This is a genomic window from Streptomyces sp. R11 (assembly GCF_041051905.1).
Taxonomy (GTDB): Bacteria; Actinomycetota; Actinomycetes; order Streptomycetales; family Streptomycetaceae; genus Streptomyces.
Map to the genome: position 1 here is coordinate 2,907,102 of NZ_CP163432.1, position 17,633 is coordinate 2,924,734.

Annotated in this window: 12 protein-coding genes; 6 read left to right on the forward strand and 6 right to left on the reverse strand. The window is 71.1% G+C overall.

Translation table 11 applies throughout. The annotated features are described in order from the left end of the window. Nucleotides 1–40: 40 nt before the first annotated feature. Complete coding sequence (locus tag AB5J55_RS13230) at nucleotides 41–1,774, forward strand: ABC transporter ATP-binding protein (protein ID WP_369270865.1); 1,734 nt, start codon at nucleotides 41–43, stop codon at nucleotides 1,772–1,774. Further along, complete coding sequence (locus AB5J55_RS13235) at nucleotides 1,774–3,702, forward strand: ABC transporter ATP-binding protein (protein ID WP_369270867.1); 1,929 nt, start codon at nucleotides 1,774–1,776, stop codon at nucleotides 3,700–3,702. The genes AB5J55_RS13230 and AB5J55_RS13235 overlap by 1 nt, the downstream gene beginning before the upstream one ends. Before the next feature lie 156 nt (nucleotides 3,703–3,858). On the opposite strand, the gene AB5J55_RS13240 is transcribed toward AB5J55_RS13235, so the two are convergent. From AB5J55_RS13240 to AB5J55_RS13260, 5 genes are all read right to left on the reverse strand, one after another. After that, on the reverse strand, nucleotides 3,859–5,169 hold the full coding sequence (locus AB5J55_RS13240; protein WP_369270868.1) for an RNA polymerase sigma factor: 1,311 nt from the start codon (nucleotides 5,167–5,169) through the stop codon (nucleotides 3,859–3,861). A 114-nt stretch (nucleotides 5,170–5,283) separates the two neighbouring features. Then, entirely contained in the window at nucleotides 5,284–7,185 is a 1,902-nt protein-coding gene (gene dnaG, locus AB5J55_RS13245; protein ID WP_369270869.1) for a DNA primase, read from the reverse strand. Between the two features lie 129 nt (nucleotides 7,186–7,314). Then, a complete protein-coding gene (locus AB5J55_RS13250; RefSeq protein ID WP_369270870.1) occupies nucleotides 7,315–8,580 on the reverse strand; it encodes an NAD(P)/FAD-dependent oxidoreductase in 1,266 nt (421 codons plus the stop codon). 169 nt (nucleotides 8,581–8,749) lie between these two features. After that, nucleotides 8,750–10,003: a deoxyguanosinetriphosphate triphosphohydrolase gene (locus tag AB5J55_RS13255; RefSeq protein ID WP_369270871.1), complete on the reverse strand. Its 1,254-nt coding sequence runs from the start codon at nucleotides 10,001–10,003 to the stop codon at nucleotides 8,750–8,752. 173 nt (nucleotides 10,004–10,176) lie between these two features. Continuing rightward, nucleotides 10,177–11,049, reverse strand: coding sequence for a sirohydrochlorin chelatase (locus tag AB5J55_RS13260; RefSeq protein ID WP_369270872.1), 873 nt, complete (start codon nucleotides 11,047–11,049; stop codon nucleotides 10,177–10,179). Between the two features lie 224 nt (nucleotides 11,050–11,273). On the opposite strand from AB5J55_RS13260, the gene AB5J55_RS13265 reads away from it, so the two are divergent. The 3 genes from AB5J55_RS13265 (at nucleotide 11,274) to AB5J55_RS13275 (ending at nucleotide 14,826) form a co-directional block, all read left to right on the forward strand. After that, nucleotides 11,274–11,960, forward strand: a complete 687-nt coding sequence (locus AB5J55_RS13265; protein ID WP_369270873.1) for a vancomycin high temperature exclusion protein — start codon at nucleotides 11,274–11,276, stop codon at nucleotides 11,958–11,960. A 174-nt stretch (nucleotides 11,961–12,134) separates the two neighbouring features. Continuing rightward, on the forward strand, nucleotides 12,135–12,431 hold the full coding sequence (locus AB5J55_RS13270) for a hypothetical protein (RefSeq protein ID WP_369270874.1): 297 nt from the start codon (nucleotides 12,135–12,137) through the stop codon (nucleotides 12,429–12,431). 202 nt (nucleotides 12,432–12,633) lie between these two features. After that, a complete protein-coding gene (locus AB5J55_RS13275) occupies nucleotides 12,634–14,826 on the forward strand; it encodes a molybdopterin oxidoreductase family protein (protein ID WP_369270875.1) in 2,193 nt (730 codons plus the stop codon). A 411-nt stretch (nucleotides 14,827–15,237) separates the two neighbouring features. On the opposite strand, the gene AB5J55_RS13280 is transcribed toward AB5J55_RS13275, so the two are convergent. Next, entirely contained in the window at nucleotides 15,238–15,672 is a 435-nt protein-coding gene (locus AB5J55_RS13280) for a gamma-glutamylcyclotransferase family protein (protein WP_369270876.1), read from the reverse strand. Between the two features lie 289 nt (nucleotides 15,673–15,961). On the opposite strand from AB5J55_RS13280, the gene AB5J55_RS13285 reads away from it, so the two are divergent. Beyond that, entirely contained in the window at nucleotides 15,962–17,608 is a 1,647-nt protein-coding gene (locus tag AB5J55_RS13285) for a M4 family metallopeptidase (RefSeq protein WP_369270877.1), read from the forward strand. Nucleotides 17,609–17,633 lie beyond the last annotated feature (25 nt).

Consider the following 17,633-nt stretch of genomic DNA (forward strand, 5'->3'; position numbering starts at 1 on the left):
GGCAACCAATCGCCCCGTCGTCGACTCCGAGAGAAGCAGCGTGCTCATACGACTTCTGCGGACCTACCTCAGGCCCTACCGAAAACCCATCGCCTGGCTGGTGCTGCTGCAGTTCCTGCAGACCTGCGCCACGCTCTACCTGCCCACGCTGAACGCGGACATCATCGACAAGGGTGTCGTCACCGGCGACACCGGCTACATCCTGTCCTACGGCGCCTTGATGATCGGCATCTCGCTGGCGCAGGTGGTGTGCAACATCGGTGCCGTGTACTACGGCGCCCGGACCGCGGCGGCGCTCGGCCGGGATGTGCGGGCCGCCGTCTTCGACCGGGTGCAGTCGTTCTCGGCACGTGAGGTGGGCCACTTCGGCGCGCCCTCGCTGATCACCCGTACGACCAATGACGTCCAGCAGGTGCAGATGCTGGCGCTGATGACGTTCACGCTGATGGTGTCGGCGCCGATCATGTGCGTGGGCGGCATCGTGCTCGCCCTCGGCCTGGACGTGCCGCTGTCCGCGGTGCTGGTGGCCGTGGTGCCGGTCCTCGGCATCAGCGTGACCTTGATCGTTCGGCGGCTGCGGCCGCTGTTCCGGGCCATGCAGGTGCGCCTCGACACGGTGAACCGGGTGCTGCGCGAGCAGATCACCGGCAACCGCGTGATCCGTGCCTTCGTGCGCGACGAGTACGAGCAGCACCGCTTCCGCAGGGCCAACGTCGAGCTCACCGAGATGGCGACGGGCACCGGCAAGCTGCTCGCGCTGATGTTCCCGATCGTCATGACGGTGGTGAACCTGTCCTCGATCGCGGTGGTGTGGTTCGGCGCCCATCGCATCGACAGCGGCGGGATGCAGATCGGTGACCTGACGGCCTTCCTCGCCTATCTCATGCAGATCGTGATGTCCGTGATGATGGCCACCTTCATGTTCATGATGGTGCCGCGCGCCGAGGTCTGCGCCGAGCGCGTCCAGGAGGTCCTGGACACGTCGTCGAGCGTGGTGCCGCCGGTCGCGCCGGTGCGGGAGCTGCGCCGGCACGGTCATCTGGAGATCCGGGGTGCCGGGTTCCGCTACCCGGGTGCCGAGGAGCCGGTCCTGAAGTCCGTCGACCTGGTCGCGCTGCCGGGCGAGACGACCGCCGTCATCGGCTCGACGGGCAGCGGGAAGTCGACCCTGCTGGGGCTCGTCCCGCGACTGTTCGACGCGACCGACGGCAGGGTGCTCGTGGACGGGGAGGACGTGGCGACCATCGATCCCCAGGTGCTCGCCAGGACCGTCGGGCTCGTGCCGCAGAAGCCGTATCTGTTCGCCGGGACAGTGGCGACCAACCTGCGCTACGGCAACCCGGACGCGACGGACGAGGAGCTGTGGCAGGCGCTCGAGGTGGCGCAGGCCAAGGAGTTCGTCGAGCGGCTGGAGGGCGGGCTGAACGCGCCCGTCTCGCAGGGCGGGACCAATGTCTCCGGTGGTCAGCGGCAGCGGCTGGCGATCGCGCGGACGCTGGTCCAGCGTCCGGAGATCTATCTCTTCGACGACTCCTTCTCCGCCCTCGACTACGCCACCGACGCCGCCCTGCGTGCGGCGCTCGGGCGCGAGACCGCCGAGGCGACCGTCGTCATCGTCGCCCAGCGGGTGGCGACCATCCGGGACGCGGACCGGATCGTCGTGCTCGACGAGGGGCAGGTCGTCGGCACGGGCCGGCACCACGAGCTGATGGCGGACAACGAGACCTACCGGGAGATCGTGCTCTCCCAGCTGACGGAAGCGGAGGCTGCCTGATGGCCGGGCCGATGGGGCGGATGATGGCCGGCGGCGGCCCCGATCAGCGCTCGCTGGACTTCAAGGTCTCGGGCAGGCGGCTGGTCGCGCAGTTCAAGCCCGAGCGGGTCACCATCTACGCGCTGCTGGTCTGCGTGGTCGTGAGCGTGGGCCTGTCGGTCGCCGGGCCGAAGATCCTCGGTGCCGCCACCGACCTGGTCTTCGCGGGCATCGTCGGGCGGCAGTTCGAGTCCGGGATGAGCAAGGAGCAGGTCCTCGCGGCCATGCGGGAGCGCGGCGACAACCAGATCGCCGACATGCTGCGCAGCACCGACTTCACGCCGGGCCAGGGCATCGACTTCGGCGCGGTGGGGAACGTACTGCTCTTCGCGCTCATCGTGTTCCTCGTCGCCGGTGTGCTGATGGCGGTGGCGACTCGGCTGGTGAACCGGGCCGTGAACCGGACGATGTACCGGATGCGTGAGGACGTCCAGACGAAGCTGTCGCGGCTGCCGCTGTCGTACTTCGACAAGAGCCGGCGCGGTGAGGTGCTGTCCCGGGCGACCAACGACATCGACAACATCGGGCAGACCCTCCAGCAGTCGATGGGCCAGCTCATCAACTCCGTGCTCACCATCATCGGTGTGCTGGCGATGATGTTCTGGGTGTCATGGCTGCTGGCGCTGGTCGCGCTGGTGACCGTGCCGCTGTCGTTCGTGGTCGCCACGCGCGTCGGCAAGCGGTCGCAGCCGCACTTCGTGCAGCAGTGGCGGACCACCGGCAAGCTCAACGCGCACGTCGAGGAGATGTACACCGGGCACACCCTGGTGAAGGTGTTCGGGCGGCAGGAGGAGTCGGCGCAGCAGTTCGCCGAGCAGAACGAGGCGTTGTACGAGGCCGGGTTCAAGGCGCAGTTCAACAGCGGGGTCATGCAGCCGCTGATGCTGTTCGTGTCGAACATCAACTACGTCCTGGTCGCGGTGGTCGGCGGTCTGCGGGTGGCGTCCGGCTCGCTGTCCATCGGTGATGTGCAGGCCTTCATCCAGTACTCGCGGCAGTTCTCGATGCCGCTGACGCAGGTCGCGTCGATGGCGAACCTGGTGCAGTCGGGTGTGGCGTCGGCGGAGCGGATCTTCGAGCTGCTGGACGCCGAGGAGCAGGACGCGGATCCCGTGCCGGGTGTGCGGCCCGAGGAGTTGCGGGGGCGGGTGGCGCTGGAGGGCGTGTCCTTCCGGTACGACCCGGAGAAGCCGCTGATCGAGGACCTGTCGCTGACGGTGGAGCCCGGGCACACGGTCGCGATCGTCGGTCCCACGGGGGCCGGCAAGACGACGCTGGTGAACCTGCTGATGCGCTTCTACGACGTGTCGTCCGGGCGCATCACCCTCGACGGGGTCGACATCGCCCGGATGTCCCGGGACGAACTGCGGGCCGGGATCGGGATGGTGCTGCAGGACACGTGGCTGTTCGGCGGCACGATCGCGGAGAACATCGCGTACGGCGCCTCTCGCGAGGTCACCCGCGGCGAGATCGAGGAGGCGGCTCGGGCCGCCCACGCCGATCGGTTCATCCGGACGCTGCCCGACGGGTACGACACGGTGATCGACGACGAGGGCAGCGGGGTCAGTGCCGGTGAGAAGCAGCTGATCACCATCGCTCGGGCGTTCCTGTCGGATCCGGTGATCCTGGTACTCGACGAGGCGACGTCGTCTGTCGACACCCGTACGGAGGTCCTGATCCAGAAGGCCATGGCGAAGCTGGCGCATGGGCGGACGTCGTTCGTGATCGCACATCGGTTGTCGACCATCCGGGACGCGGACACGATCCTCGTCATGGAGGACGGCTCGATCGTGGAACAGGGCGCGCACGGGGAGCTGTTGGCGGCCGACGGGGCGTATGCGCGGTTGTACAAGGCGCAGTTCGCGCAGGCGGTGGCGGAGGTGGACTGAGTCGCGTTCGGGGGTGCCACGTGGTGTCGCGGGGCGGCTGCGGGTCCGTTGTAGCTGGTCGCGCCCACGCGGCGGAGCCGCAAATTGATACATCCCCGCGCCCCTTCAGGGGCGCGGGGAACTGCGCGACCAACCCCCACCGGCCCGCAGACGGCATCAGTCCAGATAGCCCCTCAGCTGATCCGCGAACGCGTGGTCCCGCAGCTTGTTGAGGGTCTTCGACTCGATCTGCCTGATCCGCTCCCGCGTCACGCCGAAGATGCGGCCGATCTCCTCCAGGGTGCGGGGGCGGCCGTCGGCGAGGCCGTAGCGGAGTTGGACGACCTTGCGTTCCCGTTCGCCCAAAGTCGACAGCACCGCTTCGAGGTGCTCCCTGAGCAGCAGGAACGCCGCCGACTCCACAGGTGACGTCGCGTCGCCGTCCTCGATGAGGTCGCCGAGCGCCACGTCGTCCTCCTCGCCCACCGGCGCGTGCAGCGACACCGGTTCCTGGGCCAGCCGCAGCACCTCGCTGACCCGCTCGGGCGGCAGGTCGAGGTGGGCGGCCACCTCTTCCGGCGTCGGTTCGTAGCCGCGTTCCTGGAGCATGCGGCGCTGGACGCGGACGACCCGGTTGATCAACTCGACGACGTGGACCGGCACCCGGATGGTGCGGGCCTGGTCGGCGAGGGCGCGGGACATGGCCTGGCGGATCCACCAGGTGGCGTACGTCGAGAACTTGTAGCCACGGGCGTAGTCGAACTTCTCGACGGCCCGGATCAGGCCGAGGTTCCCCTCCTGGACGAGGTCGAGCATGGTCAGCCCGCGGCCGACGTACCTCTTCGCGACGGACACGACGAGACGCAGGTTGGCCTCGATCAGGCGGCGCTTGGCCATCCGGCCCATGACGACCAGGCGGTCCAGGTCGAGGGCGAGGCGGCTCTCCAGGTCGGGGGTGGTGCTCAGCTTCTCCTCGGCGAACAGGCCGGCCTCGACGCGGCGGGCGAGCTCGACCTCCTCGGCCGCGGTGAGCAGGGGGATGCGGCCGATCTCCCGCAGGTACTGGCGGAACAGGTCGGAGGAGGGTCCGCTGGTGTCGGCGGCGCGGGAGCGGGCCGGCAGCGGTGCTTCCACCGGCTCGGCGGCGTCGGCGCCGTCCAGCGCCCCGACGGGCGGCTCAGCGGGCTCGGGCGTGGCCTCCGGCTCCGACTCGGGGTGGTGCGCGACACGGCTCTGCGGCGGGACCGCGACAAGAACGTCGGTCTCCGCGTCCGGCTCCGTGCCGTCCGTACTCTTGTCGGTCTCGATCAGGGTCTGGGTCTGCACGGGGGCGACCTCCAGGATGATCGCTGCCGATGCATACGGCAGCGCTGCTTCGAGGGCGGAGTCGGCGGCCTCGCCGCTGTCCGTCCCGTACGCGATGAGCGGAACCGCGGGGGTGTGGGACCCGTGGGGAACGGGTCGGCCGCGCTCCGAGGACTCAGGCACCGGAACCCAGTGTGGAGTACGACACATCGCCGCCACGAGGGGCGTGCGGTGACTTTTTGCGTCCGGTCCGTGACCGCGTGGTCACCCTGCCGTACGCGGATGCCCGCGGAACCGTCAGAGCGCTGCGGCGCCCTGCCCCTGCAATGCCTGGTCGTACTGCTGCAGCACCCACAGTTCGTTCTGCACGGCGGCCAGTTGGGCGGGGTCGCCGCCCGTCGACAGGCGGGTCATCTGGGACTGGATGTCGCGGATACGGCGCTCCACGGCGCGGCGGCGGACCTGGACCAGCACCGTGCCCGCGTACACCTCGTCCACGGTGCGGCGCATGATCGGCTCGACCGCCAGCTCCGTGACCATCGCGCGGACCTGGTCGTCGGGGGCCGCCTCGCGGACGCGGACCAGGTACTCCTGCGGGTCCTGGATGCCGTACTCCGCGCCGCCCGCGTCCATGATCGTCTGGCGTACGGCGGCATAGGGCGCCGCGGTGAACTCGTCGACGCCGTACGCGTCGAAGGCCGGCGAGGCCAACTCGGGGCGCTGAAGGGCGAGTTTGAGGAGCTCGCGCTCGGTGGCGTAGACCGGGTTGCGCAGGGTGAGGGCCGGACCGGAGGCGCGGGGACCGGGGGCGGCGTCGTACCGCTGCGTGTCGCGGGACTGCGGGGCCGGGCCGCGGCCGCCCCGGTCGCGTGCCCAACGCGCCAGCTGTGCCACCCGCTTGACGACGAACTGGGTGTCCAGGATGCCGAGCAGGCCGGCGAGCTGGACGGCCACCTCGTGCTGGGCGCCGCTGTTCTTGATGCGGGCGACGATCGGGGCCGCCTCGTCCAGAGCGGCGGCGCGGCCCGCCGGGGTGTCGAGGTCGTAGCGCAGGACGATCTGGCGCAGCGCGAACTCGAAGAGGGGGGTGCGGGGTTCGGCCAGGTCGGCGACCGCGTCGTCGCCCTTCGCCAGGCGCAGTTCGCAGGGGTCCATGCCGTCCGGGGCGATGGCGATGTACGTCTCCGCCGCGAACTTCTGGTCGTCCTCGAAGGCGCGCAGGGCCGCCTTCTGGCCGGCCGCGTCGCCGTCGAAGGTGAAGATGACGCGGGCCGAGCCGTTGTCCATGAGCAGTCGGCGCAGGATCTTGATGTGGTCGCCGCCGAAGGCCGTGCCGCAGGTGGCGATGGCGGTGGTGACGCCGGCGAGGTGGCAGGCCATGACGTCCGTGTAACCCTCGACGACGACCGCGCGGCTCGACTTCGCGATGTCCTTCTTGGCGAGGTCGATGCCGTAGAGGACGTTGGACTTCTTGTAGATCGCCGTGTCGGGGGTGTTGAGGTACTTCGGCCCGTTGTCCGCCTCGTACAGCTTGCGGGCGCCGAAGCCGACCACGTCGCCGCCGATGTCGCGGATCGGCCACATCAGGCGGCCCCGGAAGCGGTCGATGGGGCCGCGGCGGCCCTCCTGCGACAGGCCGGACAGGAGCAGTTCCTTGTCGGTGAAGCCCTTGCCGCGCAGATAGCGGGTCAGGTGGTCCCAGCCCTGAGGGCTGTAGCCGACACCGAAGTGGACGGCGGCGGCCTGGTCGAAGCCGCGCTCGGCGAGGAAGATCCGGCCGGTGTCGGCCTCGGGGCTGCTCGCCAGCTGCTCGGCGTACCACTCGGCGGCGATCTTGTGGGCCTCGACCAGGCGGATCCGCTCGCCGCGCTGGTGCGACGGGCTGTACCCGCCCTCCTCGTAACGCAGGGTGATGCCGGCCTGGCCGGCGAGCCGCTCGACCGCCTCGGAGAAGGAGAGGTGGTCGACCTTCATCACGAACGTGATGGTGTCGCCGCCCTCCTGGCAGCCGAAGCAGTGGAAGAGCCCCTTGCTCGGGCTGACCTGGAAGGACGGCGACTTCTCGTCATGGAAGGGGCACAGCCCCTTGAGGTTCCCGCCCCCGGCGTTGCGCAGCTGGAGGTACTCGGACACCACGGCGTCGATCGGGACCGCGTCCCGTACCGCCTTCACGTCCTCGTCGTTGATCCGTCCTGCCACGTGGTGATTCTACGGGGCAGAACTGACACTCCTGGGGCGAGTCCGGCCTTCGGCCGGGGGTCCGGCCCGCCGCGCAGCGGCTTTCGATGCAGCCGCCCCGGGAATTGCAGCACGGGTGCGGACTGGCACCTACGGTGCGAGGGATTCGAGTGGAATGTGCGGGTCCGCCAAGGCGTCCGTGTTCACCTGCGCCTTCGAGCGGATCAGCTGCTGAATGGGGTCTGTGACGTCCCACACGTTCACGTTCATCCCGGCCAGCACCCGGCCGTCCTTCACCCAGAACGCGATGAACTCCCGCTTCCCGGCGTCCCCGCGGATCACCACCTCGTCGTACGACCCCGACGGCGCCCATCCGCTGTACTCCATCCCCAAGTCGTACTGGTCGGAGAAGAAGTAGGGCACGCGGTCGTAGGTGACGTCGCGGCCGAGCATCGCGCGCGCCGCCGCCGGGCCGCCGTTGAGCGCGTTGGCCCAGTGCTCCACGCGCAGCCGGGTGTCGAAGAGGGCGTGCGGGAAGGAGGCGACGTCGCCGGCCGCGTAGATGTCGGGGTCGGAGGTGCGCAGCCGCTCGTCGACCACTACGCCGCGGCCGTAGGTGCGGTGGGCGATCTCCAGTCCGGCCGACTCCGCCAGCGATGTACGCGGGGCGGCGCCGATGGCCGCCAGGACGTCGTGCGCGGGGTGCTCCTCGCCGTCGTCCGTGCGGACGGCCAGCACCATGCCGTCCTGGCCGACGATCTCCGTGAGCCGCCGCCCGAAGTGGAAGCGCACCCCGCGCTCACGGTGCAGCTCGGCGAAGAGCCCGCCCAGCTCGGGGCCGAGCACCCCGTGCAGCGGCGTCGGCTCCGGCTCGATCACGGTGACCTCGGCGCCGTACTCGCGGGCCGCCGCCGCGACCTCCAGGCCGATCCAGCCCGCGCCGGCGATCACGATGTGTCCGTTGTCCCGGCCGAGTGAGGTCAGGACGCCCTTGAGGCGCTCGGCGTGCGCGAGCCGGCGCAGGTGGTGGACGCCGGTCAGGTCCGTGCCCGGGATGTCCAGGCGGCGCGGCTCGGCACCGGTGGCCAGCAGGAGCTTGTCGTAGTGGACGACTGTGCCGTCCTCGCCGAACCGCACCGTCTTCGCCGTACGGTCGATGGCGTCGACGGTCTGGCCGAGGTGCAGCTCGATGTCGTTGCGCGCGTACCAGGCGGGTTCGTGGACGAAGACGCTGTCGCGCTCCTCCTTGCCGAGGAGGTAGCCCTTGGACAGCGGCGGCCGCTCGTACGGGTGGTCGCGCTCGTCGCAGATCAGTATCACCCGCCCGGTGAAGCCCTCCGCTCGGAGCGTCTCGGCCGCCTTCGCGCCGGCGAGTCCGCCTCCGACGATGACGAATGTCTGATCCGCGTCGACCACTTGATGCCTCCTCGTAAGGGTGCCGCCACATGAGCGTCCCGCACGCAGCGTGATGCGGGAAGAGGGGGTGACCCGATCAGGCCACGCAGGGTCACTTTCGAGTGCCCGTTCGCCACAGGTGTCTCACCCGCACCGGCCGGGTGAGCGCACCGCCCCTGTCCCGGCCCCTTCAGGCCCGCTGTGTGAACCGTGTGTGCAGGGTGCGGGCCGCCGCGTCCGTCAGGGAGGCGATCTGGTCGACGATCACACGCTTACGGGCGCGGTCGTCCTCCGCTTCGTCGAACAGGGCCCGGAACTGCGGGTCCAGCCCGTCGGGCGCGCGGGCGGTGAGCGCCTCGGCCAGTTCCGCGACCACGATGCGCTGGTCGGCGCGCAGCCGCTCCTGCTCGGCGCGCTGCATGACGTACCGGTCGGCGACGGCCTTGAGGACCGCGCACTCCAGGCGCGTCCGGTGCGGTACGACGAGTTCGGCGGCGTAGCGGGAGAGCCGGCCGGCGCCGTACGCGGCGCGCGTGGCGCTCTCGGCGGCCAGGCAGAACCGGCCGATGAGCTGGCTGGTGGCGTCCTTCAGGCGGGCCTGGGCGACGGCCGATCCGTCGTAGCCGTGCGGCCACCACGGTTCTTCCTGGAGCCGGTCGAGGGCGGCGGCCAGCTCGGCCGGGTCGGTGTCATCGGGGACGTACCGCCCGATGGCGACCGCGAAGATCTCCTGCCGCTCCGGCTCGGCGTGCAGGCAGTTGGGGTCGAGGTGGCCGGCGTGCAGGCCGTCCTCGACGTCGTGCACCGAGTACGCCACGTCGTCGGACCAGTCCATGACCTGGGCCTCGAAGGTGGTGCGGGTGCCGGGGGCGTCCTTGCGGACCCAGTCGAAGACGGGCCGGTCGTCCTCGTAGACGCCGAACTTCGGGGACTTCGGGTCGGTCGGGTGGGCGCCGCGCGGCCAGGGGTACTTGGTGGCGGCGTCGAGCGTGGCGCGGGTGAGGTTCAGGCCCACGGAGCCCTCCGGGGTGAACCGCTTGGGTTCGATGCGGGTGAGGAGCCTCAGGGACTGGGCGTTGCCCTCGAAGCCGCCGCAGTCCTCGGCGAATTCGTTCAGTGCCACTTCGCCGTTGTGGCCGAAAGGGGGGTGGCCGAGGTCGTGGGAGAGACAGGCCGCTTCCACGAGGTCGGGGTCGCAGCCGAGGGCCGCGCCGAGTTCTCGGCCGACCTGGGCGCACTCCAGGGAGTGGGTCAGACGGGTGCGGGGGCTGGGGTCCCAGGCCTGGCTGTGGGTTCCCGGGGTGACTACCTGTGTCTTGCCGGCGAGTCTCCTCAGGGCCGCGGAGTGGAGTACTCGGGCGCGGTCGCGTTGGAAGGCGGTGCGGCCGGGGCGCTTGTCCGGCTCGACAGCCCAGCGCTCGATGGCCGACTCGTCGTAGTTCATGCACCCGACATTAAAGGCAGGCGCTGACAAACGGAGGACTGCCTTGCGCCTAGTCGTCTGCCGAGACTTCCCGGGATGCGCGTGCGGGCTGTGGGGGCTGGTCGCGCCCACACGGCGGAGCCGTAAATCGATACGGCCCACGCCCCTTGAGGGAAGTCACCGTCCTGGGCGTTTCAAGCCGACGCCAATTCCGGTGCTGTCGTGACCGGAGTCGTCAGCATCTGGTCGTAGCGGTGGAGCAGCAGGCTTGCCATGGCGGCGTGGGTGCCCAGCGGGGCGGATGCGATCCACGGAGCCGCCGCCGCGCACTCCGTGGCGAAGCGGCCCGGGGCCGTGAAGTACGAGGCGACCGCGACCCGTGTGCGGCCCCGGGCGGCGAGGGCGCTGATGGCGTCGGGAACGGTCGGGGCCGCCGTGGTCGCGTAGGCCGGGATCACCGGGACGCCCAGGCGGTTGGCCAGGAGGTGAGCCGTGCGGGCCGTGTCGACCTTGGACTCGGGGTCGCGGGAGCCGGCCGCTGCCAGGACGACCGCGCTCGCGCGGCGGGTGGGCTCGTCCATGCGGTTGCGCCAGCCGGCCTCGACGAGGCGGGCGTACAGGGCCTCGACCAGCAGGGGGTGCGGGCCCAGTGCGGGGGCCACACGCGCGTGGACGTCGGCTTCGGCGGCCATCTCGGGGATGTCCCGCTTGACGTGGTAGCCGCGGCTGAGGAGGAGGGGGACGAGGATCGCCTCGCGGGTGCCGAGGGCGGCGAGGGTGTCGGGGAGCAGGGGCTCGTTCAGCTCGATGTGGCCGAGGTGGACCGGCAGGCCGGGACGCAGGGCTCGGACCTTGTCGAGGAGCGCGCGTACGGTGCCCAGGGCGCGCGGGTCGCGGCTGCCGTGGGCCACGACGACGAGCGCGGGCGGTTCGGGGCGCCGTCTGCCGTCGAGCGAGACGAGGCTGAGCTGGCTGGCGAGCTGGCTGCTGATCCGGTTCATGAGGTGCGCCGTACTGTCGAGGTGGACCGTCGTGGACTCGTTGTGAAGCGGGTTCGACGCCGTCATGAACCGATGGTGGCGCCGGGACGTTGCCTCCCCGTTGCGCGGGAATGACGGGTTTTTACACCGGGTTCACCGCGGGGGGTCCGGGGTGTGTGAGGTGGAGTGACCTGCGGTTTCACAGGGCGGAGTGAAGCTGGTCACGTCGGCGGGGGTGAACCGCGGGGGCTGACAGGACGTCCCTGAGTGTCGAGGACAGGCGGTTCGCCGACCGGGGAGGGACCATCCACATGCGCCGACCGAAGCTGCGAGGACCACGTCTGCCGCGCACCCGCGCCGGGCAGCGGCGGCTGGTGCAGGCCGTGATGTCGGCGTGCGTGCTGGGGCTTCTTCCGGCCACCTGGATGTACGTCGTGACCGGCGACCGGCTGCACACCACGGCCGACGTGCCGCGCACCGATGTCGCCGTCGTCTTCGGCGCCGGTCTGTGGGAGGGCGAGCCGTCCCCGTATCTCGCCCACCGGCTCGACGCGGCGGCCGAGCTGTACCGCGAGGGGCGGGTCGAGGTCGTCCTCGTCACCGGCGACAACAGCCGCGAGGACTACGACGAGCCCGACGCCATGCGGACGTATCTGACCCGGCACGGCGTTCCCGGCTCCCGCATCGTCAGCGACTACGCCGGTTTCGACACCTGGGACTCCTGCGTCCGCGCGAAGAAGATCTTCGGCGTCGACGAGGCGGTGCTGATCAGCCAGGGCTTCCACATCCGGCGGGCGGTCGCGCTGTGCCAGGAGGCGGGCGTGACCTCGTACGGGGTCGGGGTCGACGACCGGCACGACGCCACCTGGTACTACGGCGGCACTCGGGAGATCTTCGCGGCCGGAAAGGCGGCCCTGGACGCCGTGTTCGAGCCGGACCCCCGGTTCCTCGGGCGGCGGGAGGCGGGAGTGGCGAACGCGTTGGCGGCGGAGCGGTGAGGCGCCCGGGCGGGGCGGCGCACGCCCCTACGCGCAGGTTTTGACGCGCGCACGCCAGCCAACTGCGTGAAAGCCCGATGGAAGCCATCCGTAGTCGGTCAACTACCCATAGTGTCCACGGCAGTGCGGGGGCGGATCGGGCCGCCCGCCGCGACCTGGGGGAAAGGACACGTGATGACTCGTCTTCGCTCGCTGTTCGCCACGGCCGCCGTGGTGGCACTGCTCACCGGGGCGACCGCGGCGGGTACCGCCACCGCCGCCGAAGCCGATGACGCGAGGGAGCCGGGCTGCGCCCACGTCGTCGCCTACGGCTACGGCTGGGCGGACATCTGGAACGAGTGCGGGTACACGATCTACGCGACCGTCGAGGTCGACGGGTTCGACCCGCCGTGCATCCAGATCGGTCCGGGCGCGACCGAGAGGATCGGTCTGGAGCCCGGCGACACTCCGTACTACGCCTACGAGTGCTGACCCCGGGCGTCCTCTGACCAAGGACCGTCCCTGACCGGGCGGGAGCGGGGCCAATGCCCTGCTCCCGCCCTTCGGCATGCGGGGCCGTGTCGACAAAAACGGCTCGCCTCACGGCGCCACGACGCCGGCGAAGAGGGCACCGTCCCGGACGCGTAACAGGGAGCCGAGCCGCACGTAACACGCCCGAAGCACGCTGAACGACATGCCGAACTCCGCGACGCCCACGCACTGCCCGTACTGCGCCCTGCAGTGCGGAATGAACCTCACGCCGCTGCAGGGCGGGGGCGTCGCGGTGGTCGAGCGGCCGGACTTCCCGGTGAACAAGGGGGCACTGTGCGGCAAGGGCCGCACGGCGCCCGCGGTGCTGGAATCGAGCGTCCGTCTGACCTCGCCGCTGGTGCGGTCGGGTGGCACGCTCGTGCCGGCCACCTGGGACGAGGCGCTGGACCGCGTCGCGGAGGGGCTGGCCCGCACGCGTACGGAACATGGCCCGGACGCGTGCGGGGTCTTCGGCGGCGGCGGACTGACGAACGAGAAGGCGTACAGCCTCGGCAAGTTCGCGAGGATCGTGCTCGGAACCTCGCAGATCGACTACAACGGCCGCTTCTGCATGTCGTCGGCGGCCGCGGCCGGGATCAAGGCGTTCGGCCTGGACCGGGGGCTGCCGTTCCCGCTGGAGGACATCCCGCGGACAGGCTGCGTCATCCTCGTCGGCTCCAACCTCGCGGAGACGATGCCGCCCTCGCTCCGCTTCTTCAACGAGCTGCGCGAGAACGGCGGCACGCTCATCGTCATCGACCCGCGCCGCACGAAGACCGCCGAGCAGGCCGACCTGCACCTGGCACCACGCCCCGGCACCGACCTCGCGCTGGCCCTCGGGCTGCTGCACCTGGTCGTCGCCGAGGGACGGGTGGACGAGGAGTACGTCCAGGAGCGCACGGCCGGCTGGGAGGACGCGCGGGCCGCGGCGATGGCGCACTGGCCGGAGTACGTGGAGCGGATCACGGGGGTGTCCGTTCCTCAACTCCGGGAAGCCGTACGGCTGTTCTGCGAGCCGCAGCACGCGATGGTGCTCACCGCGCGCGGGCCCGAGCAGCAGTCCAAGGGCACGGACACCGTGGGCGCGTGGATCAACCTGTGCCTGGCGACGGGACGGGCGGGCCGGCCGCTGTCCGGGTACGGCTGTCTCACCGGGCAGGGCAACGGGCAGGGCGGGCGCGAGCACGGTCAGAAGGCCGACCAGTTGCCCGGCTACCGCAAGCTGGACGACCCGGCGGCGCGGCGGCATGTCGCCGAGGTGTGGGGAGTGGACCCGGACAGCCTGCCGGGACCGGGGCGCAGCGCGTACGAGCTGTTGGACGCGCTCGGCACGGACATCAGGTCGCTGCTGCTGATGGGCTCCAACCCGGTGGTGTCGGCGCCGCGTGCCGCGCACATCGAGGATCGCATCAAGTCCCTTGACTTCCTTGTGGTGTGCGACGTGGTGCTGTCGGAGACGGCCGCCCTCGCGGACGTGGTCCTTCCGGTCACCCAGTGGGCGGAGGAGACGGGCACGACGACCAACCTGGAGGGCCGGGTGCTGCTGCGCCGGCGCGCGATCAGTCCGCCGGAGGGCGTTCGCAGCGACCTGGAGGTCATGCACGAGCTCGCGGCGCGGCTGGGTGACGGAGAGGGAACGGCCCTGGAGAAGGGCTTCCCGACCGACCCCGAGGAGGTCTTCGAGGAACTGCGGCGGGCCAGTGCGGGCGGGGCGGCGGACTACTCGGGGATCACGTATCGCCGGCTGGCGGAGGAGAACGGGGTGTTCTGGCCGTGCCCTGCCGCGGCCGACGACGAGGGCTCCACGGACAGCGAGGACGCCTCGCTGGACTCGGCCGCAGCGGCCGGCGACGACGACCCGGCGCAGGACGGCGAGACCGCCGGCGCGGTGCACCCCGGCACGCCCCGCCTCTTCCTCGACCGATTCGCCACGCCGGACGGACGGGCGCGGTTCGTGCCCGTGTCGTACCGGGCGACCGCCGAGGAACCCGACGACGAGTACCCGGTCCTCCTCACGACCGGCCGGGTCGTGGCGCAGTACCAGTCCGGCGCCCAGACCCGCCGCGTCGACGAACTGAACGCCGCCGCGCCGGGCCCGTTCGTGGAACTGCACCCCCGGCTGGCGGCGCGGCTCGGGGCGGCCGAGGGCGACCCGGTGGCCGTGGTCTCGCGCCGGGGCCGTGCGGTGGCCCCCGCCCGCATCACGACCGGCATCCGCCCGGACACGGTCTTCATGCCCTTCCACTGGCCGGGCGAGGGCCGCGCCAACACCCTGACCAACCCGGCTCTCGACCCGACGTCGAAGATGCCTGAGTTCAAGGCGTGCGCGGTGCGGGTGGAGGCGGTGAAGTCTTAGGCGGGCGGGGGCCATTGAGGGGACGGGGCTCGGCCCGCTTGCGTGTGCGGGAGCTGTCGCGGCGGGGCAGCTGCCCGGCTCAGTCGGGGGCCCGACCGGTTGGGTGGGCACCTGGCTCGGGTTGGGTGGGCACGCCCGAATCGGTTGGCTGGGCGCTCGGCTCAGCCGGGCTGACACTCGCCTCAGCCGCGCCCACGCTCGGCTCAGCCGGGCGGACCTTTGAATCGGCAGCCGGACACCAGGCACAGCAGCACTGACGCTTGACACAGCCGCGCGGACCCGCGGCTCAGCCGCGCCGACGCTCGACACAGCCACACCTACGCTCAACACGGCCGCGCGGACCCGCGACTCAGCCGCGCCGACGCTCGACACAGCCAGACCGCCACGTCACTCAGCCGTGCCGCACCCGACTCAGCCAAGCGGCCGCCTCGCCCAATCGCCGCTCTCGATGAGCCTGCCGCGGGTACGCAGGCGAGCCGCGACCGGGGGTGCCGCGACATACACCCACGCCTGTACGGCCGTTCCGTCGGTGTCGCGTACCACCTCGCGTGCGACCCGTTCGTAGAGGCTGCGCGGGTCGTTCGGGGCGTACTCCTCCAGGTGGTCCAGGGCGGCGAGGAGCGCGGGGTACTCCTCGGGTCGGGCCGTGACGAGTTCGCCGTGCACCGTGCCGCGCCCGCCCAGGGCCTCGACGGCGTACGGGTAGCCGGGGCCGTCGTACAGCACCGCCCCGGCCAGTCGTGCCGGTTCCTCGGTGAGGGTGCGGCCGCGCAGGAAGGCGTCGTGGTTGGGCTCGCCGGGGCGGAGGGTGCCGTAGACGAAGAAGGGCAGGGGCGGCGGGGTCACTTCGGGCCGTCTCCTCGGCGCGGGCGCCGGCGCGGCGCAGGGCTGGGGCTGGGCGGGTGGCCGGGGGCCCGGCCTGCCGGCCGAGGCGCAGCGTACCGGCCGGGGGCGCGCGGTCGGGGTACCGGTCTCGGCGGCACGGTGCGCACGGGTGCGCACACCAGGATCACCGCCTTCGCAGAAACGGTCCTCTCCCCTCACACACCTGCACGTACTCACCCTGTCCACGGCATGCGCACGGCCCCTTGAATCTTGGTCATCTTCTGTGCTCCCGCCCGCTCGAAGGAGACCGATGAGCCGAATACGGCCGCACCTCCGTGCTTCCCGACTCACCACGGCCGGCATCGTCGCCGCCACCGCCACCCTGCTGGCCACCACGCTCTCCCCCAACGCCGGCGCGGACGACCGTCCGACCAGGGCCACCGCGCTGAGAAACGCGGCGTCGGCCCTGAAGGAGCACGCGGGGAGCCTGGGGCTGACGGCCGCGCAGGGCACCACCGTGCGGGACGTGATCGTGGACGCGGACGGCACCCAGCACGTCCGCTACGACCGCACCTACCGCCGACTTCCCGTCCTCGGCGGCGACTTCGTCGTCCACCTGGCGAAGGACGGTACGTACCGCAGCGCCTCCCGCGCGACGAAGGACGCGCTCTCCCTGTCGAGCGTGACGCCCAAGGTCTCGGCGCCCAAGGCGGCCGACCTCGCGGCGACCGTGCTGCGTGCGGCCAACGTCGGCGAGACGCTGAAGAGGCTCACGTCCAAGCCCGAGCTGGTGGTCGACGCCCTGCACGGCGCCCCGAAGCTGGCCTGGCGGACCGACGCCGTCGCCCAGGACTCCGCCGGCAACCCGGTCGCCCACACGGTGCTGACCGACGCCCGCACCGGGGCACGGATCGACGCGTGGGACAGCATCGAGAAGGCGTCGGGCGACGGGAAGTCGCTGTACGCGGGCACGGTGCCGCTGGAGACGACGGCGTCGGGGTCGACATACCAGTTGAAGGACGCCACGCGCGGAGGCACGTACACCGGGGACGCGGCGAACAAGACCGACCTGTGCGTCCTGACCATCTGCCTCAGCCGCGCCCCGTCGACGGTCTTCACGGACGCCGACAACCGCTGGGGCACCGGTGCGGCGAGCGACCGTGCGACGGCCGCGGTGGACGCCCAGTACGGCACTGACGTGACGTGGGACTACTACAAGAACGTCCACGGCCGTAGCGGCATCGCGGGTGACGGCAAGGGCTCGTTCAACCGCGTGCACTACGGGAACGACTACAACAACGCCTTCTGGGACGACAGTTGCTTCTGCATGACGTACGGCGACGGTGACGGCACCCAGCTCGGGCCGCTGGTGTCGCTGGACGTGGCCGGCCACGAGATGACGCACGGCGTGACGTCGAAGACGGCCGTGCTGACGTACTCGGGCGAGTCCGGCGGCCTGAACGAGGCGACGTCGGACATCTTCGGGTCGCTCGTGGAGTTCCACGCGGGCAACTCCGCGGACCCGGGCGACTATCTGATCGGCGAGAAGGTCGTCCGGTCGGGGCTCGGCCGGAGCGCCCTGCGGTACATGGACAAGCCCTCGAAGGACGGTGTCTCGGTCGACTGCTGGAGCACGGGGACGGCGGAGCTCGACGTCCACTACTCGTCGGGCATCGGCAACCACTTCGCGTATCTGCTGGCGGAGGGCAGCGGGGCGAAGACGGTCAACGGGGTCAGCTACAACTCGCCCACCTGTGACGGCTCTTCGGTGACCGGGATCGGTCGGGGGAAGCTCGGCAAGATCTGGTACCGGGCGTTGACGGTCTACATGACGTCCTCGACGAATTACGCGGGGGCGCGGTCCGCGACGCTCAGTGCGGCGAAGGACCTTTACGGGGCCGGGAGTGCGGAGTACTCCGCGGTGGGGGCGGCCTGGAGTGCCGTGAACGTGGGCTGATGGGCGGTTGAGAGCCGGGGCGGGG

Bases quoted from the DNA above. Each gene is read 5' to 3' on its own strand.
- AB5J55_RS13260 (WP_369270872.1), bottom strand. From the start codon at position 11,049: ATGACGGCGTCGAACCCGCTTCACAACGAGTCCACGACGGTCCACCTC.
- AB5J55_RS13285 (WP_369270877.1), top strand. From the start codon at position 15,962: ATGAGCCGAATACGGCCGCACCTCCGTGCTTCCCGACTCACCACGGCC.
- AB5J55_RS13235 (WP_369270867.1), top strand. From the start codon at position 1,774: ATGGCCGGGCCGATGGGGCGGATGATGGCCGGCGGCGGCCCCGATCAG.
- AB5J55_RS13275 (WP_369270875.1), top strand. From the start codon at position 12,634: ATGCCGAACTCCGCGACGCCCACGCACTGCCCGTACTGCGCCCTGCAG.
- AB5J55_RS13255 (WP_369270871.1), bottom strand. From the start codon at position 10,003: ATGAACTACGACGAGTCGGCCATCGAGCGCTGGGCTGTCGAGCCGGAC.
- AB5J55_RS13270 (WP_369270874.1), top strand. From the start codon at position 12,135: ATGACTCGTCTTCGCTCGCTGTTCGCCACGGCCGCCGTGGTGGCACTG.
- AB5J55_RS13265 (WP_369270873.1), top strand. From the start codon at position 11,274: ATGCGCCGACCGAAGCTGCGAGGACCACGTCTGCCGCGCACCCGCGCC.